Source organism: Oceanobacillus sp. E9, from assembly GCF_001741975.1.
Taxonomy (GTDB): domain Bacteria; phylum Bacillota; class Bacilli; order Bacillales; family Amphibacillaceae; genus Oceanobacillus; species Oceanobacillus kimchii.
In genome coordinates, this window is the sequence record NZ_LSNA01000005.1 from 426,611 (window position 1) to 447,416 (window position 20,806).

At 34.6% G+C, this 20,806-nt stretch carries 23 protein-coding genes and 1 riboswitch; of the genes, 21 read left to right on the forward strand and 2 right to left on the reverse strand.

The window, feature by feature from the left end:
* Nucleotides 1–14 precede the first annotated feature (14 nt).
* Nucleotides 15–106: riboswitch (glycine riboswitch) on the forward strand.
* Nucleotides 107–277: 171 nt separating this feature from the next.
* Genes gcvT through gcvPB form a run of 3 tightly spaced genes read left to right on the forward strand, consistent with a single transcriptional unit; the run spans nt 278 to nt 4,209 of the window.
* The gene (gcvT, locus tag AQ616_RS05790; RefSeq protein WP_026133778.1) at nt 278–1,393 is read left to right on the forward strand and encodes a glycine cleavage system aminomethyltransferase GcvT; all 1,116 of its coding nucleotides are present in this window, start codon (nt 278–280) and stop codon (nt 1,391–1,393) included.
* 16 nt (nt 1,394–1,409) lie between these two features.
* Complete coding sequence (gcvPA, locus tag AQ616_RS05795; RefSeq protein ID WP_069685263.1) at nt 1,410–2,759, forward strand: aminomethyl-transferring glycine dehydrogenase subunit GcvPA; 1,350 nt, start codon at nt 1,410–1,412, stop codon at nt 2,757–2,759.
* Nucleotides 2,752–4,209 (forward strand): aminomethyl-transferring glycine dehydrogenase subunit GcvPB, encoded by a 1,458-nt coding sequence (gcvPB, locus tag AQ616_RS05800; RefSeq protein ID WP_017797016.1) that lies wholly within the window; start codon nt 2,752–2,754, stop codon nt 4,207–4,209. The genes gcvPA and gcvPB overlap by 8 nt, the downstream gene beginning before the upstream one ends.
* A 407-nt stretch (nt 4,210–4,616) precedes the next feature.
* Here gcvPB and AQ616_RS05805 read toward each other — a convergent pair whose 3' ends face one another.
* The gene (locus AQ616_RS05805) at nt 4,617–4,991 is read right to left on the reverse strand and encodes a rhodanese-like domain-containing protein (RefSeq protein ID WP_017797015.1); all 375 of its coding nucleotides are present in this window, start codon (nt 4,989–4,991) and stop codon (nt 4,617–4,619) included.
* Nucleotides 4,992–5,369: 378 nt separating this feature from the next.
* Between AQ616_RS05805 and mntR the strand changes: the two genes are divergently transcribed.
* The gene (gene mntR / locus AQ616_RS05810) at nt 5,370–5,813 is read left to right on the forward strand and encodes a transcriptional regulator MntR (RefSeq protein WP_017797014.1); all 444 of its coding nucleotides are present in this window, start codon (nt 5,370–5,372) and stop codon (nt 5,811–5,813) included.
* Between the two features lie 162 nt (nt 5,814–5,975).
* Nucleotides 5,976–6,866: a patatin-like phospholipase family protein gene (locus AQ616_RS05815; protein ID WP_017797013.1), complete on the forward strand. Its 891-nt coding sequence runs from the start codon at nt 5,976–5,978 to the stop codon at nt 6,864–6,866.
* A gap of 22 nt (nt 6,867–6,888) precedes the next feature.
* On the opposite strand, the gene AQ616_RS05820 is transcribed toward AQ616_RS05815, so the two are convergent.
* Nucleotides 6,889–7,251, reverse strand: coding sequence for an SA1362 family protein (locus AQ616_RS05820; RefSeq protein WP_017797012.1), 363 nt, complete (start codon nt 7,249–7,251; stop codon nt 6,889–6,891).
* Nucleotides 7,252–7,565: 314 nt separating this feature from the next.
* On the opposite strand from AQ616_RS05820, the gene AQ616_RS05825 reads away from it, so the two are divergent.
* From AQ616_RS05825 to ptsG, 16 genes are all read left to right on the forward strand, one after another.
* Entirely contained in the window at nt 7,566–8,081 is a 516-nt protein-coding gene (locus tag AQ616_RS05825; RefSeq protein ID WP_017797011.1) for a YqhR family membrane protein, read from the forward strand.
* A 78-nt stretch (nt 8,082–8,159) separates the two neighbouring features.
* A complete protein-coding gene (locus AQ616_RS05830) occupies nt 8,160–9,221 on the forward strand; it encodes a M24 family metallopeptidase (protein WP_017797010.1) in 1,062 nt (353 codons plus the stop codon).
* 25 nt (nt 9,222–9,246) lie between these two features.
* Entirely contained in the window at nt 9,247–9,804 is a 558-nt protein-coding gene (gene efp, locus AQ616_RS05835) for an elongation factor P (RefSeq protein ID WP_017797009.1), read from the forward strand.
* Between the two features lie 148 nt (nt 9,805–9,952).
* A complete protein-coding gene (spoIIIAA, locus tag AQ616_RS05840; RefSeq protein ID WP_069685264.1) occupies nt 9,953–10,936 on the forward strand; it encodes a stage III sporulation protein AA in 984 nt (327 codons plus the stop codon).
* Nucleotides 10,881–11,393, forward strand: a complete 513-nt coding sequence (gene spoIIIAB / locus AQ616_RS05845) for a stage III sporulation protein SpoIIIAB (RefSeq protein WP_069685265.1) — start codon at nt 10,881–10,883, stop codon at nt 11,391–11,393. The genes spoIIIAA and spoIIIAB overlap by 56 nt, the downstream gene beginning before the upstream one ends.
* Before the next feature lie 43 nt (nt 11,394–11,436).
* Complete coding sequence (gene spoIIIAC, locus AQ616_RS05850; RefSeq protein ID WP_017797006.1) at nt 11,437–11,637, forward strand: stage III sporulation protein AC; 201 nt, start codon at nt 11,437–11,439, stop codon at nt 11,635–11,637.
* Between the two features lie 11 nt (nt 11,638–11,648).
* Nucleotides 11,649–12,041 (forward strand): stage III sporulation protein AD, encoded by a 393-nt coding sequence (gene spoIIIAD / locus AQ616_RS05855; RefSeq protein ID WP_017797005.1) that lies wholly within the window; start codon nt 11,649–11,651, stop codon nt 12,039–12,041.
* A 33-nt stretch (nt 12,042–12,074) separates the two neighbouring features.
* On the forward strand, nt 12,075–13,253 hold the full coding sequence (gene spoIIIAE / locus AQ616_RS05860) for a stage III sporulation protein AE (protein WP_017797004.1): 1,179 nt from the start codon (nt 12,075–12,077) through the stop codon (nt 13,251–13,253).
* A 13-nt stretch (nt 13,254–13,266) separates the two neighbouring features.
* On the forward strand, nt 13,267–13,884 hold the full coding sequence (spoIIIAF, locus tag AQ616_RS05865) for a stage III sporulation protein AF (protein ID WP_017797003.1): 618 nt from the start codon (nt 13,267–13,269) through the stop codon (nt 13,882–13,884).
* A complete protein-coding gene (spoIIIAG, locus tag AQ616_RS05870; RefSeq protein ID WP_017797002.1) occupies nt 13,881–14,516 on the forward strand; it encodes a stage III sporulation protein AG in 636 nt (211 codons plus the stop codon). Before spoIIIAF ends, spoIIIAG begins: the two co-directional genes overlap by 4 nt.
* A gap of 12 nt (nt 14,517–14,528) precedes the next feature.
* Nucleotides 14,529–15,083, forward strand: a complete 555-nt coding sequence (locus AQ616_RS05875; protein WP_017797001.1) for a SpoIIIAH-like family protein — start codon at nt 14,529–14,531, stop codon at nt 15,081–15,083.
* Nucleotides 15,084–15,357: 274 nt separating this feature from the next.
* Entirely contained in the window at nt 15,358–15,843 is a 486-nt protein-coding gene (gene accB / locus AQ616_RS05880; RefSeq protein ID WP_069685266.1) for an acetyl-CoA carboxylase biotin carboxyl carrier protein, read from the forward strand.
* 13 nt (nt 15,844–15,856) lie between these two features.
* Nucleotides 15,857–17,224, forward strand: a complete 1,368-nt coding sequence (accC, locus tag AQ616_RS05885; RefSeq protein WP_017796999.1) for an acetyl-CoA carboxylase biotin carboxylase subunit — start codon at nt 15,857–15,859, stop codon at nt 17,222–17,224.
* A gap of 12 nt (nt 17,225–17,236) precedes the next feature.
* A complete protein-coding gene (locus AQ616_RS05890; RefSeq protein ID WP_017796998.1) occupies nt 17,237–17,626 on the forward strand; it encodes an Asp23/Gls24 family envelope stress response protein in 390 nt (129 codons plus the stop codon).
* 130 nt (nt 17,627–17,756) lie between these two features.
* The gene (gene glcT / locus AQ616_RS05895) at nt 17,757–18,599 is read left to right on the forward strand and encodes a glucose PTS transporter transcription antiterminator GlcT (RefSeq protein ID WP_069685267.1); all 843 of its coding nucleotides are present in this window, start codon (nt 17,757–17,759) and stop codon (nt 18,597–18,599) included.
* Between the two features lie 137 nt (nt 18,600–18,736).
* Nucleotides 18,737–20,764: a glucose-specific PTS transporter subunit IIBC gene (gene ptsG, locus AQ616_RS05900; protein ID WP_017796996.1), complete on the forward strand. Its 2,028-nt coding sequence runs from the start codon at nt 18,737–18,739 to the stop codon at nt 20,762–20,764.
* Nucleotides 20,765–20,806: the final 42 nt, after the last annotated feature.

A 20,806-nucleotide genomic window follows, 5' to 3' on the forward strand; every position in this document is an offset into this window, starting at 1 on the left:
TATTTCATCAGCGGAAGATTACAAGGGGAGAGCTTACTATTTAAAGTAACGCCGAAGGAGCAAGTGAAGAGCGAATCTCTCAGGCAGAAAAGACTCTTGTATGACGCACCTCTGGAGAGTGTTTACGCAAGTAAACCACCCACGAAGCAAATATTCGTTCTTTTTTGAAGAATGAATATGCAACTTTCTGGTTTAAGGACAGAGATTTCTTCACTATGGAGGAGTCTCTATTTTTATGCGCTTTACTTTTCATCAAACTAAAATAGGAGTGGATGGAATGAGTGAACAAAAACGTACACCAATTTTTCCAGAATATGCATCGCATGGTGCAAAAACGATTGATTTTGGAGGATGGGATTTACCTGTACAGTTCTCAGGTATTAAACATGAACATGAAGTAACCAGAACAAAAGCAGGTCTTTTTGATGTATCTCATATGGGAGAAATTTCGGTGAAAGGACCAAAAAGCAAATCGTTTTTGCAATACGTATTAACAAATGACATTTCCAAATTGGAACCAGGTAAAGCACAATATACTATTATGTGTTATGAAAATGGTGGTACTGTTGACGATCTAATTGTTTATATGTTAGATGATGAAGAATATTTGTTAGTAGTAAATGCTGCAAACACGGAAAAGGATGCAAATTGGATAATACAGCAAAATTCGTATACGAACGATGAGGTTGTCGTTGAAAATGTATCTAATCAGTATGTTCAGCTCGCAGTACAAGGGCCAAAAGCTGAAGATATACTACAAAAATGTACAGAAGAAAATTTACAAGAAATTAAATTTTTTAGATTTAAGAATAATGTAGCTTTACGTGGAATAGAGGCAAAGGCACTTATTTCACGCACTGGGTATACAGGTGAAGATGGTTTCGAAATTTATATTGATGCTTCATCTGGAGCTGCGTTATGGAAATTGCTTCTTGAAAAAGGAGAAGCTGAGGGATTAGAACCAATTGGATTAGGTGCTCGTGATACATTACGATTTGAAGCTAATTTAGCATTATATGGGCAGGAATTATCAAAAGATATTTCTCCAATAGAGGCTGGTTTAGGATTTGCAGTAAAAGTCAATAAAGAATCGGATTTTATAGGAAAAGAAGTATTAAAAAATCAAGTAGATAATGGTATTAATCGTAAATTAGTAGGAATTGAAATGATTGATAAAGGGATTCCAAGACATGAATATGTGGTACTTAAAGACGATAAAGAGATTGGTTTTATAACTTCTGGAACCCAATCACCGACACTGAATAAAAATGTCGGATTAGCTTTAATTAATACCGATTATACAGAGATAAGTACAGAGGTTGACGTAAAAGTTCGAAAACGTATATTGAAGGCTAAAATTGTTCCAACACCATTTTATAAACGGGGAAGATAAGGGGGAGAACCAACCAATGGAATTTCGTTACTTACCGATGACTAATCTAGATAAGCGGGAAATGCTTGACGCAATTGGAATTCAATCCACGGAAGAACTTTTTTCTGACATTCCAGAACATGTTCGTTTTAAGGGTGAAATGAATCTAAAAGCCCCTATAAGTGAGTATGAACTAACAAAAGAATTAACAGAGCTTGCTAGTCGCAATATTCATACAAAAGAATACACATCATTTTTAGGAGCAGGTGTGTATGATCATTACATTCCTTCTGTAGTAGATCATGTAATTTCTCGTTCAGAGTTTTATACTGCGTATACACCATATCAGCCAGAAATATCTCAAGGGGAATTACAGGCAATCTTTGAATTTCAAACAATGATATCCGAATTAACAGGATTACCGGTTGCAAACTCTTCTATGTATGATGGAGGCACAGCCTTGGCAGAGGCAGTCAATCTTAGTGCTGCTCACACAAAAAGAAAAAAAGTACTGGTATCAAAAGCGGTTCATCCGGAATATCGTGCAGTTATTGATTCTTACACAAAAGGCCAATCAATTGAAGTTATAGAAATTGATACTGTAAATGGAATCACTGATTTAACCCAACTAGATCAAGCACTAGATGATACGATTGCTGGTGTAGTTGTTCAATACCCTAACTTTTTTGGCCAATTAGAACCTATGAAAAAAATTGAACAATTACTTGAAAACCACCAGAAAACAATGTTAATTGTCTCAAGTAATCCCTTAGCTCTTGGATATTTAACCCCTCCGGGAGAATTTGGAGCTGATATTGTAACAGGTGATACACAAGTTTTCGGCATCCCAGCGCAATTTGGTGGTCCTCATTGTGGGTATTTTGCAACTACAAAAAAACTAATGCGTAAAGTTCCAGGTCGTCTCGTAGGAGAGACAGTTGATGAAGAAGGCACAAGAGGATATGTGTTAACTTTACAAGCTCGGGAACAACATATACGACGGGATAAAGCAACATCCAATATATGTTCAAATCAAGCTCTAAATGCATTAGCTAGTTCTGTCGCAATGAGTTCAATTGGTAAGCATGGATTACGTAAATTGGCCAGCGTAAATATGCAAAAAGCAAGATATGCAAAGAAAAAAATTCTTGAAGCTGGAATAGAGGTTGCTTTCGATGGAGCTTTCTTTAATGAGTTTGTTATAAAAGTTCCAGGTTCTGTCTCAAAAATAAATAAACATTTATTAGATAAAGGTATTATTGCTGGATATGATCTTGCTAAAGATGATAAGTCATTAGAAGGATATATGTTAATAGCGGTAACAGAGGTACGAACAAAGGAAGAAATCGATCAATTTGTGAAAGAATTGGGGGATGTTCATGTCTAAGAAAGATTTTCCACTAATATTTGAGAGAAGTAAAGAAGGTAGAACCAGTTATAGTTTACCAGAGTTAGATGTTGAATCATTTGATTTAGAAGAGGAATTAGGTTCGGAATATGTACGACAGACTCCTCCAGAACTTCCTGAAGTGAGTGAACTTGATATAATACGTCATTACACTGGTTTATCAAATCGTAATTATGGAGTTGATTCCGGGTTCTATCCACTTGGTTCATGTACTATGAAATATAATCCGAAGATAAATGAAGATATCGCTAGATTAGATGGATTTAGTCATATCCATCCGTATCAAGATGTCAGCACTGTTCAAGGTGCAATGGCAATGATGTTTGATCTTCAAGAATCGTTAAAAGAGATAACTGGTATGCATGAAGTATCCTTACAGTCTGCGGCTGGAGCACAAGGTGAATGGACTGCGTTAATGATGATCCGTGCATTTCATGAGTCTAATGGAGACTATGGACGAACTAAGGTTATTGTTCCGGATTCTGCTCATGGAACAAATCCAGCTTCTGCAGCTGTTGCTGGTTTTGAAGCTGTTACAGTTAAATCGAATCAAGAAGGATTAGTAGATTTAGATGATTTAAGACAGGTAGTAGGGGACGATACAGCAGCTCTAATGTTAACAAACCCTAATACACTTGGATTGTTTGAAAAAGATATCTTGACAATGGCTGAAATAGTCCACGATGCTGGTGGTAAGCTATATTACGATGGGGCTAATCTGAATGCAATCATGGGTTATGTTCGTCCAGGAGATATGGGGTTTGATGCAGTACATTTGAATCTTCATAAAACGTTTACTGGTCCACATGGTGGTGGAGGACCTGGGTCAGGTCCAGTTGGAGTTAGTGAAGAATTAGCTTCATTTTTACCGAAACCATTGATTGTTAAAAACAAAGATAGTTATGATTTTGATGAAAATCGACCACAATCTATTGGAAGGGTTAAACCGTTCTATGGGAATTTTGGAATAAACCTACGTGCTTATACGTATATTCGGACTATGGGATCAGAAGGGCTTAAAAAGGTCAGTGAATATGCTGTATTAAATGCCAATTACATGATGAGACAGTTGGAAGGTACATTTGAACTTCCTTACCCACAACATTGCAAACATGAATTTGTCTTATCAGGTAGTAAGCAAAAGAAACTCGGGGTTAGAACATTAGACATGGCAAAACGATTATTAGACTTTGGTTATCATCCACCTACAATCTACTTCCCATTGAATGTAGAAGAAGGATTGATGGTAGAACCAACTGAAACAGAATCGAAAGAAACATTAGATGGATTTATAGATACGATGCGCACAATAGCTAAGGAAGTTGAGGAAAACCCTGAAATTGTTCAGGAAGCACCCCATGAGACAATTGTAAAGCGTATGGATGAAACAACTGCTGCTAGAAAACCTGTACTTAGATACAATCCATAAGCAGTTCTTTATTAGTGCGAGTAAAACTCTTGTTACATTAAGAATAAACCTATCAAAAGGGATTGGAACAAAAATATTCACTCAAAAGATAGATCCGAATGATTAGCTTTTGAAAACCCTCTGCAGAAATATACTTCGCTAATACAGCGGCGGCTGACGAGCCTCCGGTAGCTAAGCAATCCGGAGTCTCACCTAGGTCGTCTTCCCACAGGAGTCTCTGTATATTTCTTACGCTTTGAAGTCGTACCTGCGGAAAGCGTCGTCTGCAATGGAAATCAAACAGCGCAACATTAGGATTTTACACCAAATATATTAATTATGAATTGATTCAATGAGTTAAATTACTTCTATTAATGAAAAGTAAAAACCGAACAACATCAAATGATGGTTCGGTTTTAATCTTTCTGCTATTTTTTTGTCTTGATTTTACCCGTCCACTTTTTAAATCCACCCTTAAGCTGATAGATTTCTTTGTAGCCTTTTTTATGAAGTAATTGAGCTGCTCTTGCTGAGCGTGAACTTCCTTGGCAATATAAATAAATTGGTTTATCTTTACGCATTTCTACAAGACGTTGTTTCATTTGAGTCATTGGGATATTTCTTGCTCCTAAAATATGACCTCTATCAAATTCTTGAGGCTCTCTAACATCAATTAATTGTGCTTTTCGATATCCTTCACGAAATTGATCTTCGGTTAATACTTTTAAATAATTCTTCTGTCTATAATATCGGAATAGACTCACCGCTAATAAAACGACTAATGCTATAATTAAAATTTCCATTCTAGGTCCCCCGTAATTCTAGTCTACATTATCATTATATGGGTAGAGCGTCTATTTTTCAAAGTTTTTATTTAAAAGGAAAGAATTTGGACTTCATATCTTTTAGTAGACAGCAACGACCACGTCCTATGCAAGCGTCGAGAAACTAGAAGACTTCAGGAAATCGCACTACACCATCGGTTTGTCACCTCTCCGTGATTAACTCAATAGTCCTAAAAAATAGGATACACTCGCTATGTTTCTAACGGCCGGTCGCATTTTGTGTTTCTTGAATAAAAACTTGAGTCTGACCCAACAATCATGTATGCTCATAGTATAGAAAAGAAAAAATGTTGCCTGTGATAAAAAATATTTTCACCTATTTAAGGAGCGCGTTTTATGCCTACACCTAGTATGGAAGATTACATTGAAATAATATATAACTTAATTGAATCAAAAGGATACGCTCGTGTTTCAGCAATTGCTGAGGCCTTGGATGTTCATCCGTCTTCTGTCACAAAAATGGTACAAAAACTAGATAAGGATCAGTATCTTGATTACGAAAAGTACCGTGGTTTTGTATTAACTACTAAAGGTAAGAAAATTGGAGAACGTCTAGTATTTCGTCACGAATTATTAGAAGAGTTTTTAGAAATAATTGGAGTAAATGATGAAAATATATATGAAGATGTTGAAGGAATTGAACACCATCTAAGTTGGAACTCTATTGACCGTATTGGGGACCTTGTAAATTATTTTAAAAAAGATGATTCACGCGTAAAAGATTTAAAAAAGGTAATTAAAGAAAGTGACCAGCAAGTAAACGAGGTAACAGAAAATTAATAAATGAGAGCCGAACTTTTAGAGAGGATGTTCCTTATAATAGTTCGGTTTTTAAATTTACAGAAAAATCTGTTCGATATTATCATACTTTATACTTGTTTATTGGAATAACTCTTAACATCTGTGCTTATATATGAAGTAACAACTGTATGGAGAGATGTTATGAATATAGATGGTGTTTTTTCTGGAGGAGGAGTAAAGGCTTTTGCGTATGTAGGTGTATTAGAAACCTTTAAGGAACATCATATTGAATTCGAACGAGTTGCAGGAACATCTGCTGGAGCAATTATTGCTTCAATGATTGCAGCAAGATACTCAATGGAAGAAATTAAAGAGCTTGTAAATGAATTAGATCTTTCTTCTTTAGCAGATCCACCTTTGCTTACAAAGTTCTTACCGCTGACAAAATGGTTTTTTCTATATTTCCAGCTTGGAATTAATAAAGGAGATAAACTTGAAGCTTGGTTGATGGAGGTTTTAGAACGGAAACACATTAAAACCTTTTCTGATATTAAAGAAGGTTATTTAAAAGTTGTTGTGAGTGATTTATCCTTAGGGAAATTAGTAGTGATTCCTGATGATTTAGAAAGAGTTTATGGTATAAAGCCTGAATATTTCCCTGTTTCGAAAGCTGTACGAATGAGTGCGGGTTTCCCGTATTTCTTTATGCCCAAGAGAGTACCTGGAAGGTATAAACAAAAAAGTATTGTTGTTGATGGAGGATTACTCAGTAACTTTCCAATGTGGATTTTTGATCAACCTACAAATAAACCACTTCGGCCGTTATTAGGTGTGAAATTAACCGAAATAACACAAGAGATTGGTCCAAGAAAGATTGATAATGCAATTGGTATGTTTCAAGCTCTCTTTTCGACTATGAAACAGGCGCATGATTCTAGATATATTTCTACTAGCGACAAGAAGAATATCATTTTTGTACCTGTTGAAGGAACAGCAGCCATGAATTTCTCATTAACAGAAGAAGCGAGACAAAAATTAATTATTTCCGGAAGAAATAGTACAGAAAAATTCTTGAAAAAATGGCATGGATAACACTCAACAAAAAAAGAACCGCTCAATATGAAGCGCGGTTCTTTTTTTTCGATTTACTTCCTTCAATTACACGTAAGTGACTTGCTTTTTTTGTTCGTTTCTTTTTATGTGTTGCTTTTTTTGGTATAGGAGAAGAGGTAGAATTATATTTAGTCTTCGATTGCTTCACTGCTTGTTTATACTTTTTTCGATCTTCCGTATTTGTTGGGGAATTACGCCTAACAAAAAAGTAGTAAAGTAAACCAAAAATTGCTGCTCCGATTACAATGGTAACTAATATTCTAGAAAGGAATGAAATTGTATTCCCGAATAATTGTGAAAAAAGCCCAACGGCGGCTAATCCAATTATAATATACACCAATATAGTCATAGATTTATTTCTCATTTACACCCCTCCTAATCAATTTATACATACAGAGACTTATACATAAGTTGGTTGCAATTAATTACATTCCTTACTTAGAATTTTTCTACTCGTTTTAAGTAAGGTTAGTAAACAGATATCTTCTTTTAATGATATACCAATTTCCGATATTTGAACACGATTTGTATGATCAGATGAATCATTATTGATACTATATTCTTCCCTATACATTATTATTTATGCAATGATTGATTGTCTTTATAGTAAAGATTTTTAGTATAAAATGTGATAGTTCACCATCGATTGGCAATACTAATCGATGGAGGTGTAACTACATGAGTTCTGGGAAACAAAATCATTCCAATCAAAATGAGGATCGGCTCACATTACTTGCAAGATCGTTATTAACTGGATTTATCGGCGGTATTCTATGGAGTTTAATAGCTAGTATATTTTATTACTTTAATTTCATGGAGGTATCACCTAAATCGTTATTATTAACTTCTTGGGTTAATGCTAGTTGGACAGATAGCTGGTTAGGGAACTTTTTCACAATTATTATAGCAGGTATAGTATCTGTAGCTATTGCATTTCTTTACTATATATTGTTAAAGAAAGTCTATTCATTATGGGTAAGTATTATATTTGGAATAGCTGTATGGGCAATCGTATTCTTTGTACTTCAACCACTTTTTCCAAATGTTCCACACCTAACTGAATTATCGTTAAATACATGGGTTACAACAATATGTGTGTTTATTTTATACGGTACGTTTGTAGGTTACTCAATATCTTATAATTATGAAGACTGGCAAAAGGCAAAGCATCCTCAGTCAGAAAGCTCCCAATAATTATTCAAACTATTGATTTTGTGTTAAACTAAAATACAAAAATAGATAGTTTTCTGACTACATAGGAGGATGGGAGAATTGACTAAAGTAGAACAATTAAGAAGTCGTATGGAAGAACATAATGTTGAAGCTATAATCATTAATAGTCCGTATAACAGACGGTATATTACAGGTTTTACTGGGAGTGCGGGTACTGCTTTGATTACTGCGAATAAAGCAGTATTTATCACAGATTTTAGATATACAGAACAAGCTTCTTCTCAAGCCTCAGGTTTTGATATCGTAGAACATAAAGGTGGAATAGCAAAGGAAGTTAGTAAATTAGTTAGTGAAAATAATGTAAAAAGATTAGGGTTTGAAAAGGATTATACAACATACTCAGAGTATTTATCTTACCAAGAATCTTTTTCTGCTGAACTTGTTCCTGTAAGTGGCTGGATTGAAGAATTGCGCATGTTCAAAACACCGGATGAATTAGAAGTGATGAAAAAAGCTGCTAAAATTGCCGATGATGCATTTTCTCATATTCAAAACTATATCAAACCTGGGGTGCCTGAAATTGAGATTTCAAACGAATTGGAATTCTTTATGCGTCGTCAAGGGGCAACTTCTTCTAGTTTTGACACCATTGTAGCATCTGGACATCGATCTGCCTTGCCGCATGGTGTTGCTTCCGATAAAAAAATCGCATCTGGTGAACTTGTTACTTTAGATTTTGGTGCCTTGTATAATGGTTATTGTTCCGATATTACTCGAACGGTAGCAGTAGGAGAAATATCTGTCGAACTAAAGCAAATATATGATATAGTATTAGAGGCGAACCTTCGTGGAGTGAAAGGTACAAGACCAGGAATTACTGGTAAAGAAGCTGACAGTCTCACAAGAGATTATATTTCAGAGAAGGGTTACGGAGAGCAATTTGGACATTCTACAGGACATGGACTTGGATTAGAGGTTCATGAGAGCCCTGGATTATCTTACCGATCTGATATAATTTTAAAACCTGGAATGGTAGTCACCGTAGAACCAGGGATATACGTACAAGGACTTGGAGGTTGTCGTATCGAGGATGATATCGTGATAACCGATACAGGAAACGAGCGGTTAACTTTTGCTCCAAAAGAATTGATTCAGCTTTAATACCCATACATAGGGAGGAACAAGAATGATTTCAGTAAATGATTTTAAGACAGGACTTACAGTTGAAGTAGACAATGATATCTGGCAAGTCATCGAATTTCAACATGTGAAGCCAGGAAAAGGTGCTGCTTTTGTAAGATCTAAGCTACGCAATTTACGAAGCGGTAATATTCAAGAAAAAACGTTCCGTGCAGGTGAAAAAGTTGCCAAAGCACATATAGAAAATCGTAAAATGCAGTACCTTTATGCTTCTGGAGATGCACATGCATTTATGGATACGAATACGTATGACCAAATAGAAATCCCAGGTAAACAAATCCAAGAACAGTTAAAATTTATCAAAGAGAATATGGAAGTTTCTATCATTAGCTATGAGAATGAGATTCTAGGTGTAGATCTACCGAATAATGTTGAACTAACAGTAACGGAAACAGAACCTGGTATTAAAGGAGATACTGCGAGTGGTGGATCCAAACCCGCAACACTTGAAACAGGATTGATTGTTCAAGTTCCATTCTTTGTAAACGAGGGTGATGTATTAGTTATCAACACATCCGACGGTAAATACGTATCTAGAGCTTAAGTATATATCTTCTAAAGCCTTAAAAAGTCTTAATGACTTTTTAAGGCTTTTTTTAGTCCATATAAAACAAGGTTACTTCCAATTGGTCATATTATATCTTCTATCACATACATTTAGTATAAAGATTATGTAGAGATGAGGAAATATTATGGACAAGATCTTACGACTCTTCCCTATACATTTACAGCGCCGTATAAAAGAAAAAATTATCCATAATGAAGAAGAACTTCAAGAGATTAGAATTCGAATAGGAAGACCTATCGAATTGATATTTGATAAAGACACAAAGTGGCTTAAAGATACAATACCTCAAAAAAGTGATGGCAATTATTTATTAAATCAAATAAGTGAATACTCTCTATATCGCATGGAAGATGAACTACGATCAGGATATATAACCATAGAAGGTGGTCATAGAATTGGAATTGCTGGTAGGGTAAATACTTCAGGAAAAGGTGTCAAGGCATTACAGCATATATCCTGTTTTAATATCCGTATTGCAAAGGAAAAACGGAATGCTGCAATAGAGGTGTTTCGATATATTAACCAAAATAACTACTATTTTAATACCATGGTTATTGGTCCCCCACAATCCGGAAAAACAACAATGATTCGTGATTTAACCAGGATGATTGCAACGATAGATCAACCGATGAATAGGTCAAAAAAGGTTGGAATAGTGGATGAAAGGTCTGAAATTGCTGCGTCATTACAAGGTATTCCTCAACATGATGTAGGAACTCGGACTGATGTTATGGATGCCTGTCCAAAGGCAGAAGGAATGATGATGCTGGTCCGTTCGATGTCACCAGATATTATTGTTGTCGATGAAATCGGGACCGATCATGATGTAGATGCATTATTAGAAGCTATTCATACTGGTGTAACCATTATTTGTACCGCTCACGCCAACCAATGGGATGATTTAAATAGTCGACCATCTATGCAAAAGTTAATCGAACAGCAGGTATTTGAACGATATATTTTACTGGGAAAAGGGACAAACATTGGTAAGATACAAAAAGTTTATAATTCTGCTGGTGATGAAATTAAATTGTCAAAGAGGAGTCCTATACATGAAGTGGATTGGAGCACTGCTTTTAATCGGGACAGCAACCACCATCGGATTTGAATGGAGTAATGGACTGAAGCAACGACCAAAACATATACGACAAGTGATTAATGCTTTACAAGTATTAGAAGCAGAAATGGTATATAGTCAAGTTTCATTACAAGCTGCTTTTTTAATTATTTCCAAAAAAAGTCCTGAGCCGATTCGTTTGTTTTTTCAAGGTATGGCTGAACAAATGGATAAAATACCATTTGATTTTGATCAAATTTGGGAAAAACAAGTAAGTCTATTACTAAAAAATTCTGCATTGCAATCTAGTGATGAAGAAATCTTACTTCAATTTGGAAAATCGTTAGGACAACACGATATTGAACAACAACAAAAGCATATCCATCTAACAAAAGTTTATTTAGAAACCCAGTTGAGTGAAGCACAAGATGCTTATCAACATTATGGAAAGTTATCTAAAACACTAGGGATTCTATGTGGCCTGTTTTTAGTATTGCTATTTATTTAAGTTATCATCATATCTCGATGGGTGGGAAGAAAGGGGCAAATGCATGTTTTTAGACGCATCGATACTATTCCAAATTGCAGGGATTGGAATAATAGTAGCACTCATTCATACAATCTTGAAACAAATGGGTAAAGAAGAAATTGCTCAGTTTGCGACATTAATCGGTTTTATCATTGTCCTTGTTATTGTCGTAAATGGATTATCAGATTTATTCCAACAAATTAAATCGGTATTTTTATTCTAAGGGGCTTTCTAATGGATATACTCCAAATTGTATTATTAGGTGTTGTGGCAGCAATTCTTTACATTTTACTAAAAGAAGTTAATAAATCACTTGCATTTTTCTTAATTTTAATTACAGGGATCATTATATTTTTTTCCGTAATTCAACAAATTCAAATTATTTTCGAAACAATTCGTTCCTTAGGAAATCAGGCGAATATCCAAACGCTCTATCTGAATACGATTTTAAAAATTATTGGCATTTCATATATTGCAGAAATAGGATCACATCTTACAAAGGACGCAGGGCTAGATTCGGTATCAAAGTATATTGAACTAGCAGGGAAGATATTTATATTGTTATTAGCAGTTCCTATCATAACTACAGTTATTGAAGCAATTGTTGGCTTTTTACCAAATGTCTAAAAATATCAAGCCTGAAGGGAGCAATTGAAGTGAATGAAGTATTCAACAGGAATTCGTGTGATTCTCTTCACTATATTGTTTATGTTTATTGGACAAGCTCCTATTTCTGCTGAACCAATCCCGACTATAGAATTAAAGGATGCATTACTAGATGAAATATCAATAGAGGGGGTTCAGACCTATTGGGAGGAAATTGTCGATGAATATGGACAAGCTATACCAGATTTAGAAAAAACAAGTTTTTACGAATTTATAAAAGATATAAACTCTTTTTCTATCAAGGATATCCTTACACAATTCCTGCATTACCTTTTTCACGAGTTGATTCTAAATGGAAAATTATTAGGTAGTTTGCTTATGCTTACTTTATTTGCTGTTATTTTACAATCGATGCAATCCGCATTTGAAAAGACAACAGTTAGTCGAGTGGCCTATTTCGTTATATTCTTAGTATTAATTTTTCTAGTGTTGAATAGTTTTTATTTAGCAACCTCCTATACAAAAGAAGCGATTGATACCATGAAAGGTTTTATGATTGCACTACTACCACTTGTTTTAGGAATGATGGCTAGTTTTGGAAATGTTGTTTCGATATCCTTCTTTCATCCCATAATTATTTTTCTGATTAATTTTAGTGGTGTCTTTATTTCAGTATTTGTTTTGCCACTATTATTCTTGGCGGCGATGCTAGTTATTATTAGTGGTTTAAATGAAAATTACAAAGTTACTCATTTAGCCAATCTTTTTAAATCTGTAGCTTTAGGTACACTCGGGGTATTTCTGACTATTTTTTTAGGCGTTATTTCTGTCCAAGGAACCGCATCAGCCATTCAAGATGGGGTTGCAATGAAAACTGCAAAATTCGTTACCGGTAATTTTATTCCTGTTGTTGGTCGCACATTTACTGACGCAGCAGATACCATTTTGAGTGCATCATTAATTTTAAAAAATGCGTTAGGGATTGCTGGTCTAGTAGTTATATTATTTATTGTTGCATTTCCTGCAATAAAAGTTGCTGCTATAGCGTTAATTTATAAGATTGCTGCTGCTGTATTACAACCGATCGGCGGTGGGCCAATTGTACAAGCATTAAATACAATCAGTACGTACATCCTTTACATTCTCGCTTGTTTATTAGCCGTATCACTTATGTTTCTCTTGGCAATTGTAATTATTGTGGCGGCCAGTAACCTTACCATACTTTTACGATAGGGAGATAGAATCAATGAATATACTAATCGATTGGGTAACTCAAATTATCATATTTATTATAATAGCATCTATCATTGATTTACTTATTCCTGCAAATGATCTTAAAAAATATGTTCGTTTAGTAACCGGATTGGTATTAATTTTAATTATTTTACAACCAGTTTTTCACTTATTCAATACAGATATAGATACTGTCATATCAAGTTCTATCAGTGAAATGGAACAACAATATAATTCAACTGATTCTTTAGAAAATCAGATAGAATTTCAAAAAAATGAAATAGAAGCGAGTCAAGATGCATATATTTTAGAACAAATGGCTGTCCAATTGGAAAATGTTGCCGAGGACCCCTTAAAGGAGGAATATAACATGATGGTAGAAGACATCGAATTCCGATTTACAGAGAAGAGTGAAGTTACCTTTGAGGATCTTACAGAAGTCATTGTATTTATTAAAGAAGCTGAACAAGGGGAGGGAGCGGTGGATACAGTTGAAGATGTGGTAATTGATTCAAATTCGGAGAAAACACCTCCGAAGATGGATTTTTCGGAAATGGAGATGCTTCTTATGGAATTATGGGAAATTACTGATAAAAAAGTAACCGTTTATTGGGAGGGAGGGACATCTTGAAAAATAAAATAGATTCTTTTTTCAGGCCGAACAATGAACAAAATGATAAGGAAAATAAGGACAAGAAGCCATCTAAGAAAATTGGTTATTTAATAATATTAGGTTTAACAGGATTGTTACTGCTTTTTATAAGTAATATGTTCTCATCGAGTGAAGAACCAGAAATCAGTCAAGAACCACCAAGCGACCAATCAGAACCAACCGGAGGAGAAGAAGAAATGGCGGGGACTGATATTTCAGAATTGGAACAAGAGTTGTCTGGTCAATTGGCCACGATGCTCAACAAAATACAAGGTGTGAATGATGCTGAAGTAATGGTAAACCTTGATGCGACAAGTGAACAAATTTATGAAAAGAATCAAACGAGAGGTCAACAAACTACAGATGAGACAGATCAAAATGGTGGCTCTAGAGTAGTTGAAGATCAAACTGAAGAGAGTCAAGTAGTTTTGTTTCGTAGTGGTGATCAAGAAATACCACTACTTGTACAAACAAAACAACCAGAGGTTAGAGGAGTATTCGTTGTTGCAAAAGGGGCTGAAACACCATCTTTAAAAAATCAAGTAATAGAAGCAGTTTCACGTGTACTTGATGTTCCTACGCATAAAATTTCAGTAATGCCAAAAAATTAAGGAGGAATTTATATGTTAAAAAAACAAACTGTATGGTTATTAACAATGCTTAGTCTAATGGTTGTTCTTAGTGTTTTCTACATCTTCTCTCCAAATGGTGACGATTTAGCTTTTATTGATGATGGACAAGGTGGTTCAGAGGAAACAACTGCTCCTACAGATGGAGAGGAAAATGCTGAAATAGAAAGTACTAATAATGTTGGAAGTGATGAAGTATTTACAACTATTCGAATGGAAGTTCAAGATGAGCGAAGTAAGCAAAAGAGTCGTTTAACAGATGTAGTAGCTTCGGGATCTTCTAGTGCGGAAGAGAAAGATGAAGCATTAAAAGAAATTGATCAATTAGAAGAATTATCCTCAAAAGAGAATATTTTACAAGAACAAATACTAGGTGCAACTGGTTATGAAGATGTTCTTGTTCGCACAGATGGTGATAAAGTTCATGTACATGTAAAAGTGGAAGAACTATCAGACGAAGAAGCTGTAAATATTATGCAAATGGTTCGAGATGAATTTGGTAGGGATATTACGACTGAAGTTAATTTCCAACCTACCACAGGAGAATAATTGTAAGATTTTTAGCTCTAGCTAATCGACGGATGTTTTCTTCCGTCGTTTTTTTATGGTTATATATAATTATTTATCCGCATAAAGGACACGTGGATTCCTTCATGGCAAAGCATTTTTATTACTGATATAATTAAGTTAAATTGTTAGAAAATATAGATTTACTTGATGTTTACCCTGATTGTATCGTAATATATTAAGAGGTAATATTAGTACCTAATCGTAAAAGCTTGAACAAAAGATGTAGATAAAATACAAGCGAGGAGTGCCGGTTATGTTAAATGTAGAAGAGTTAAGGGAAATAATTAGAATGGTCGATGAATCATCTATAACAGAATTTTCATATGAAACAAATGGGACAAATATATCGATGAAAAAGTTTAGTAATCAACAACAAGTATCACAGCCAAGTCCTACTATAACAGAAGTTACTAGTCAACCAACTGTGGAGAAAGAACCGCAAATGAGAGCTGAAGAAACGAAAGAGGCAACAAAAGAATCATCAAGTGCTCAAGTAGATTATGATTATGAAATTACTTCACCGATGGTTGGTACATTTTATTCCGCTTCATCACCGGAGAAAGATGCTTTTGTGAGCAAGGGAACAAAAGTGGATCCTAGCAGTGTTGTTTGTATTGTCGAAGCAATGAAACTGTTTAATGAAATCGAAGCAGAAGTATCAGGAGAAATCGTGGAAATATTGGTTGAGAATGGAGAACTCGTTGAGTATGGACAACCATTATTCAGAGTAAAGAAGTAAGGGGATGGAATAATTGATTAAGAAGCTATTAATAGCTAATAGAGGGGAAATCGCGGTTCGTATTATTCGTGCTTGTAAAGAAATGAATATCGAAACGGTTGCCATATACTCAGAAGCCGATAGCGAATCTCTACATGTACAATTAGCCGACGAAGCATATTGTATTGGTCCAAAATTAAGTAAAGACAGCTATTTAAATATAACGAATATCATGAGTGTAGCCACATTAACAGGAGTTGATGCTATTCATCCAGGATATGGTTTTTTAGCTGAAAATGCTGATTTTGCAGAGATATGCAGAGCTTGTAATATCACTTTTGTTGGCCCTACTCCAAAAGCAATTCAACAAATGGGAATCAAAGATGTTGCAAAAGAAACAATGAAAAATGCCAATGTACCCGTTGTTCCAGGTTCAGAAGGTATTGTCGATACAATAGAAGATGCAATCGAAGTGGCTAATGATATTGGCTATCCTGTTATTATCAAAGCTACTGCTGGTGGTGGCGGAAAAGGAATTCGTGTTGCTCATAACGAAGAAGACCTTGTCAAAGGAATGGAGATAACGCAAAAAGAAGCAGAAACAGCTTTTGGAAATCCAGGAGTTTACTTGGAGAAATTCATTGAAGATTTTCGTCATGTTGAAATTCAAATACTTGCTGACACTCATGGTAATGTTGTTCATCTTGGAGAAAGAGATTGCTCAATTCAACGAAGGCTACAGAAATTAATTGAAGAATCACCTTCTCCTGCACTAAATGAATCCATTCGTGCTAAAATGGGAGAAGCATCTGTAAAAGCAGCTAAAGCAGTAGAATATGTTGGTGCTGGTACCATTGAGTATATTTTTGATAGGAAAACAAATGAGTTTTATTTTATGGAAATGAACACTAGAATACAGGTAGAGCACCCTGTAACTGAAATGGTAACGGGTATTGATTTAATTAAAGAACAAATTAATGTCGCAAATGGTGAAAAGTTATCTGTTGATCAGTCAGATATAACGATGGAAGGCTGGGCTATTGAATGTCGCATTAATGCAGAAAATCCATACCAAAACTTTATGCCATCTGCCGGTGAGATCGAAATGTATTTACCACCTGGTGGATTAGGAGTGCGGATTGATTCTGGTGCGTATAGTGGATATCGAATTCCACCATATTATGATTCGATGATTGCAAAGTTAATAACATACGCTTCAACTAGAGAAGAAGCAATTAGTAAGATGAAACGAGCATTAGATGAATTTGTTGTTGAAGGAGTCTTTACAACAATTCCTTTTCACTATCAAATTATGAATCACCCAATATTTCAAGAAGGTGATTTTAATACCAATTTCCTTACTGAATATCCGATTTTGCAAGAAACAGATGATTCCGAATAAGGAGTGAATGCAATGAGTGAACAACCATTATTAGAAGTAAGTGATCAAAATGAATTAGGGAAGGTAGAGATTGCACCTGAAGTATTAGAAGTAATTGCTGGAATAGCAGCTACGGAAATACCAGGAGTATATGCAATGAGAGGTAACTTTGCTTCAGGCGTTGCTGAACGTTTCGGAAAAAAATCACACAGTAAAGGTGTAAAAGTAGAATTAAAAGAAGACGGAGTTTCCATTGACATTTATGTTATTTTGAAATTTGGTCAACCTATTCCAAAAGTAGCGCAGGATTTACAAACGAATATTCGTCAAACCATCTTTTCTATGACAGCCATTGACTTACAAGAAATAAATGTTCATGTTGTCGGTATACACATGGAAGATGAAGTAGAAGATTCCGAGTAAATAGTCTATAAACACAGGTCATCCAAATATGACCTGTGTTTTTTATAAATAAGCTTAATAATTTTTATAAATTTCTTTCTTTTATGTTACAATTATACTTATTCAAAGATTGTTATGGGAGAAAGGTAATATGTCTGATTTTATAGTTAAGAAGCCATTGAATAATAATGTATTAATAGCTTTAGATAATTATCAAAATGAAGTGGTATTAATTGGTAGTGGTATAGGTTTTCATTATAAAAAGAATGATACTATCAAAGAAGAATTTGTTGAGAAATTATTTGTTTTACGAGATCAAGAACAACAAGATCAATACAAAAAAATAGTACCTCAGATAGATGATTATTTACTTCAAAAAATAATTGATTCCATTGATATGATTCAAAAAAGGTCTAGTGAAATATTAAATGAACAAGTCCATGTTGCTTTAACGGACCACCTTTTATTTGCAATTAATCGTTTAGAGAAAGGGATGGCAATTATAAATCCATTCTTATCTGAAACGAAAATCCTTTATCCTTTCGAATTTGAAATTGCCTCAGATATTGTTGATTTTTTAAACCAACAATTAGAGATTAGTTTACCGGATGGAGAAATTGGTTTTATTGCGTTACATGTACATAGTGCTATTTACAATAAAAAAATATCAGACGTTAATCGATACTCTCAATTAATTACACAATTAATTGATCTAATTGAGAGTAAATTAAATATTGAGATTGACCGAGCAGGTATTGAATATATCCGATTGGTTCGTCATATCCGATATACCATTGATCGATTGGTAAAAGGAGAAGTTGTACAAGAACCAAAAAAAATTGCAGAGTTACTGAAAACGGAATATCCAATATGTTATAATTTGAGCTGGAAATTAATGAAAATTATGCAACAAACAATTAAAAAACCAGTATATGAGGCAGAAGCTGTTTATTTGACGATGCATTTACAACGTCTTTATCAAAAATATGAATAGATAGATGAAGTGCTACTGATACAATGAGGCATGAGTAAATACATGCACAATCGTTAAGTTAACCAACTTAACAATTGTTTGCAATTGATGCTCATGCTTTTTTATGTTTTACCGTACTTGCTAGAGGGGCGATAAAAATGTTTAAGAAAGTATTTGGTGTATTACAAAAAATAGGAAAAGCTCTTATGTTACCAGTTGCATTGTTGCCAGTTGCTGGCTTATTACTAGGTATTGGGAATGCATTACAACAGGATACGATGTTAGAGTACCTTCCTTTTCTTCAAATGGATTGGATTCAGCTAGTTGCCACCGTAATGGAAGATGCAGGTGGTATTATCTTTGATAACTTACCATTACTATTTGCCATTGGTGTTTCTATAGGGTTAGCAAGTGATGGTGCGGCTGGATTAGCTGCATTAGTTGGTTATCTGGTTTTAAATCAAGTGATGGGATCTTGGATTGGTGTAACTTCTAAAATGATTGAATCTGATCCAAGTTTTGCTACTGTTTTAGGTATCCCAACTTTACAAACAGGAGTATTTGGTGGAATTATTGTCGGTCTGATTGCTGCATTTTGTTACAATCGATTTCACGATATTCGGATGCCATCTTTCTTAGGATTTTTTGCTGGGAAACGATTTGTTCCAATAGCTACTGCTGGAGCTTCATTTGTTATAGGCATATTGTTAATGTTTATTTGGCCCCCGGTACAAGAAGCTATGAATGGTGCCTCTTATTGGCTAATCGAAGAGGGAACGTATGTAGCAGTGTTTTTATTTGGATTAATTAAGCGATTATTAATTCCGTTTGGACTTCATCACATTTTTCATGCGCCTTTTTGGTATGAATTTGGATCTTATACGACTGAAGCAGGTAATATTGTGCGGGGGGATATGACAATTTTCTTTGCACAATTAAAAGATGGAGTGGAATTCACAGCTGGAAACTTTATGGCTGGAGAATTTCCAATTATGATGTTTGGTTTACCGGCTGCAGCTTTAGCGATGTATCATGCTGCTAAACCAGCTAAAAAGAAATTAGTTGCTGGGTTACTTATTTCAGGTGCACTTACTTCTTTCTTAACAGGAATTACAGAACCTCTTGAATTTTCATTTATGTTTGTATCACCATTATTGTTTCTGCTCCATGCAATTTTAGATGGTTTATCCTTTGTTCTAATGACTTTCTTTCATGTAAATATAGGGTATACTTTCTCAGGGGGAGCAATTGACTTTGTTCTTTTCGGTATTTTACCTGGACAGGAACCTTGGTGGATAGCAATTATACTTGGGTTAATCTTTGCGGTAATATACTATTTTCTATTCCGTTTCTTTATTAAGAAGTTTAACCTATTAACTCCAGGGAGAGAAGATTCTGATGAAAATATCTATAGTACAAGTTCTGAGAATAATGAGTTAGCATATGAAGTATTAGAAGCAATAGGTGGACTACATAATATTACGCATTTGGATGCTTGTATTACCAGATTACGCGTATCTGTTGATTCTATTGAGCAAGTTAATAAAAACAAATTAAAACAATTAGGAGCATCAGGTGTCTTAGAAGTGGGAAATAATATACAAGCAATTTTTGGACCTCGCTCCGAAACGATCAAAGGACAAATACAAGATATAGTTTTAGGTAAGACACCTCAACCAGAAGTAAATACTAGAGGTACATACGAGGAGAATGTTGGTTCAATGAATGATGAAACATTTGTATCACCATTAACTGGTCAATTGATACCAATAACGGATGTTTCTGATCCAGTGTTCTCTGGTAAAATGATGGGCGAGGGTTTTGCAATTATTCCTAAAGAAGGAACGATTGTTTCTCCTGTAGGTGGAAAAATCATTAATATTTTTCCTACCAATCATGCAATTGGTGTACAATCAAATTCAGGAAAAGAAATATTAATTCATGTCGGATTGGATACAGTAAATTTAAAAGGAAATGGATTCAATATGTTAGTTAATGAGAACCAATTTGTTGAAGCTGGACAGCCATTATTAAAAGTAAATCTAGACTATTTAGAAAAACAAGGATTTTCAACAGTAACTCCAGTTGTATTTACAAACATACATGATTCAGTATACGTAAAAATACAAGAGAAAAATGTTGAAAAAGGTCAATCCGATATTCTAACCTTCAAAAGGGTACAATAAGAGTCGTCTAAGTAAAATATCTTTTACTTACGGCTTTCTTTT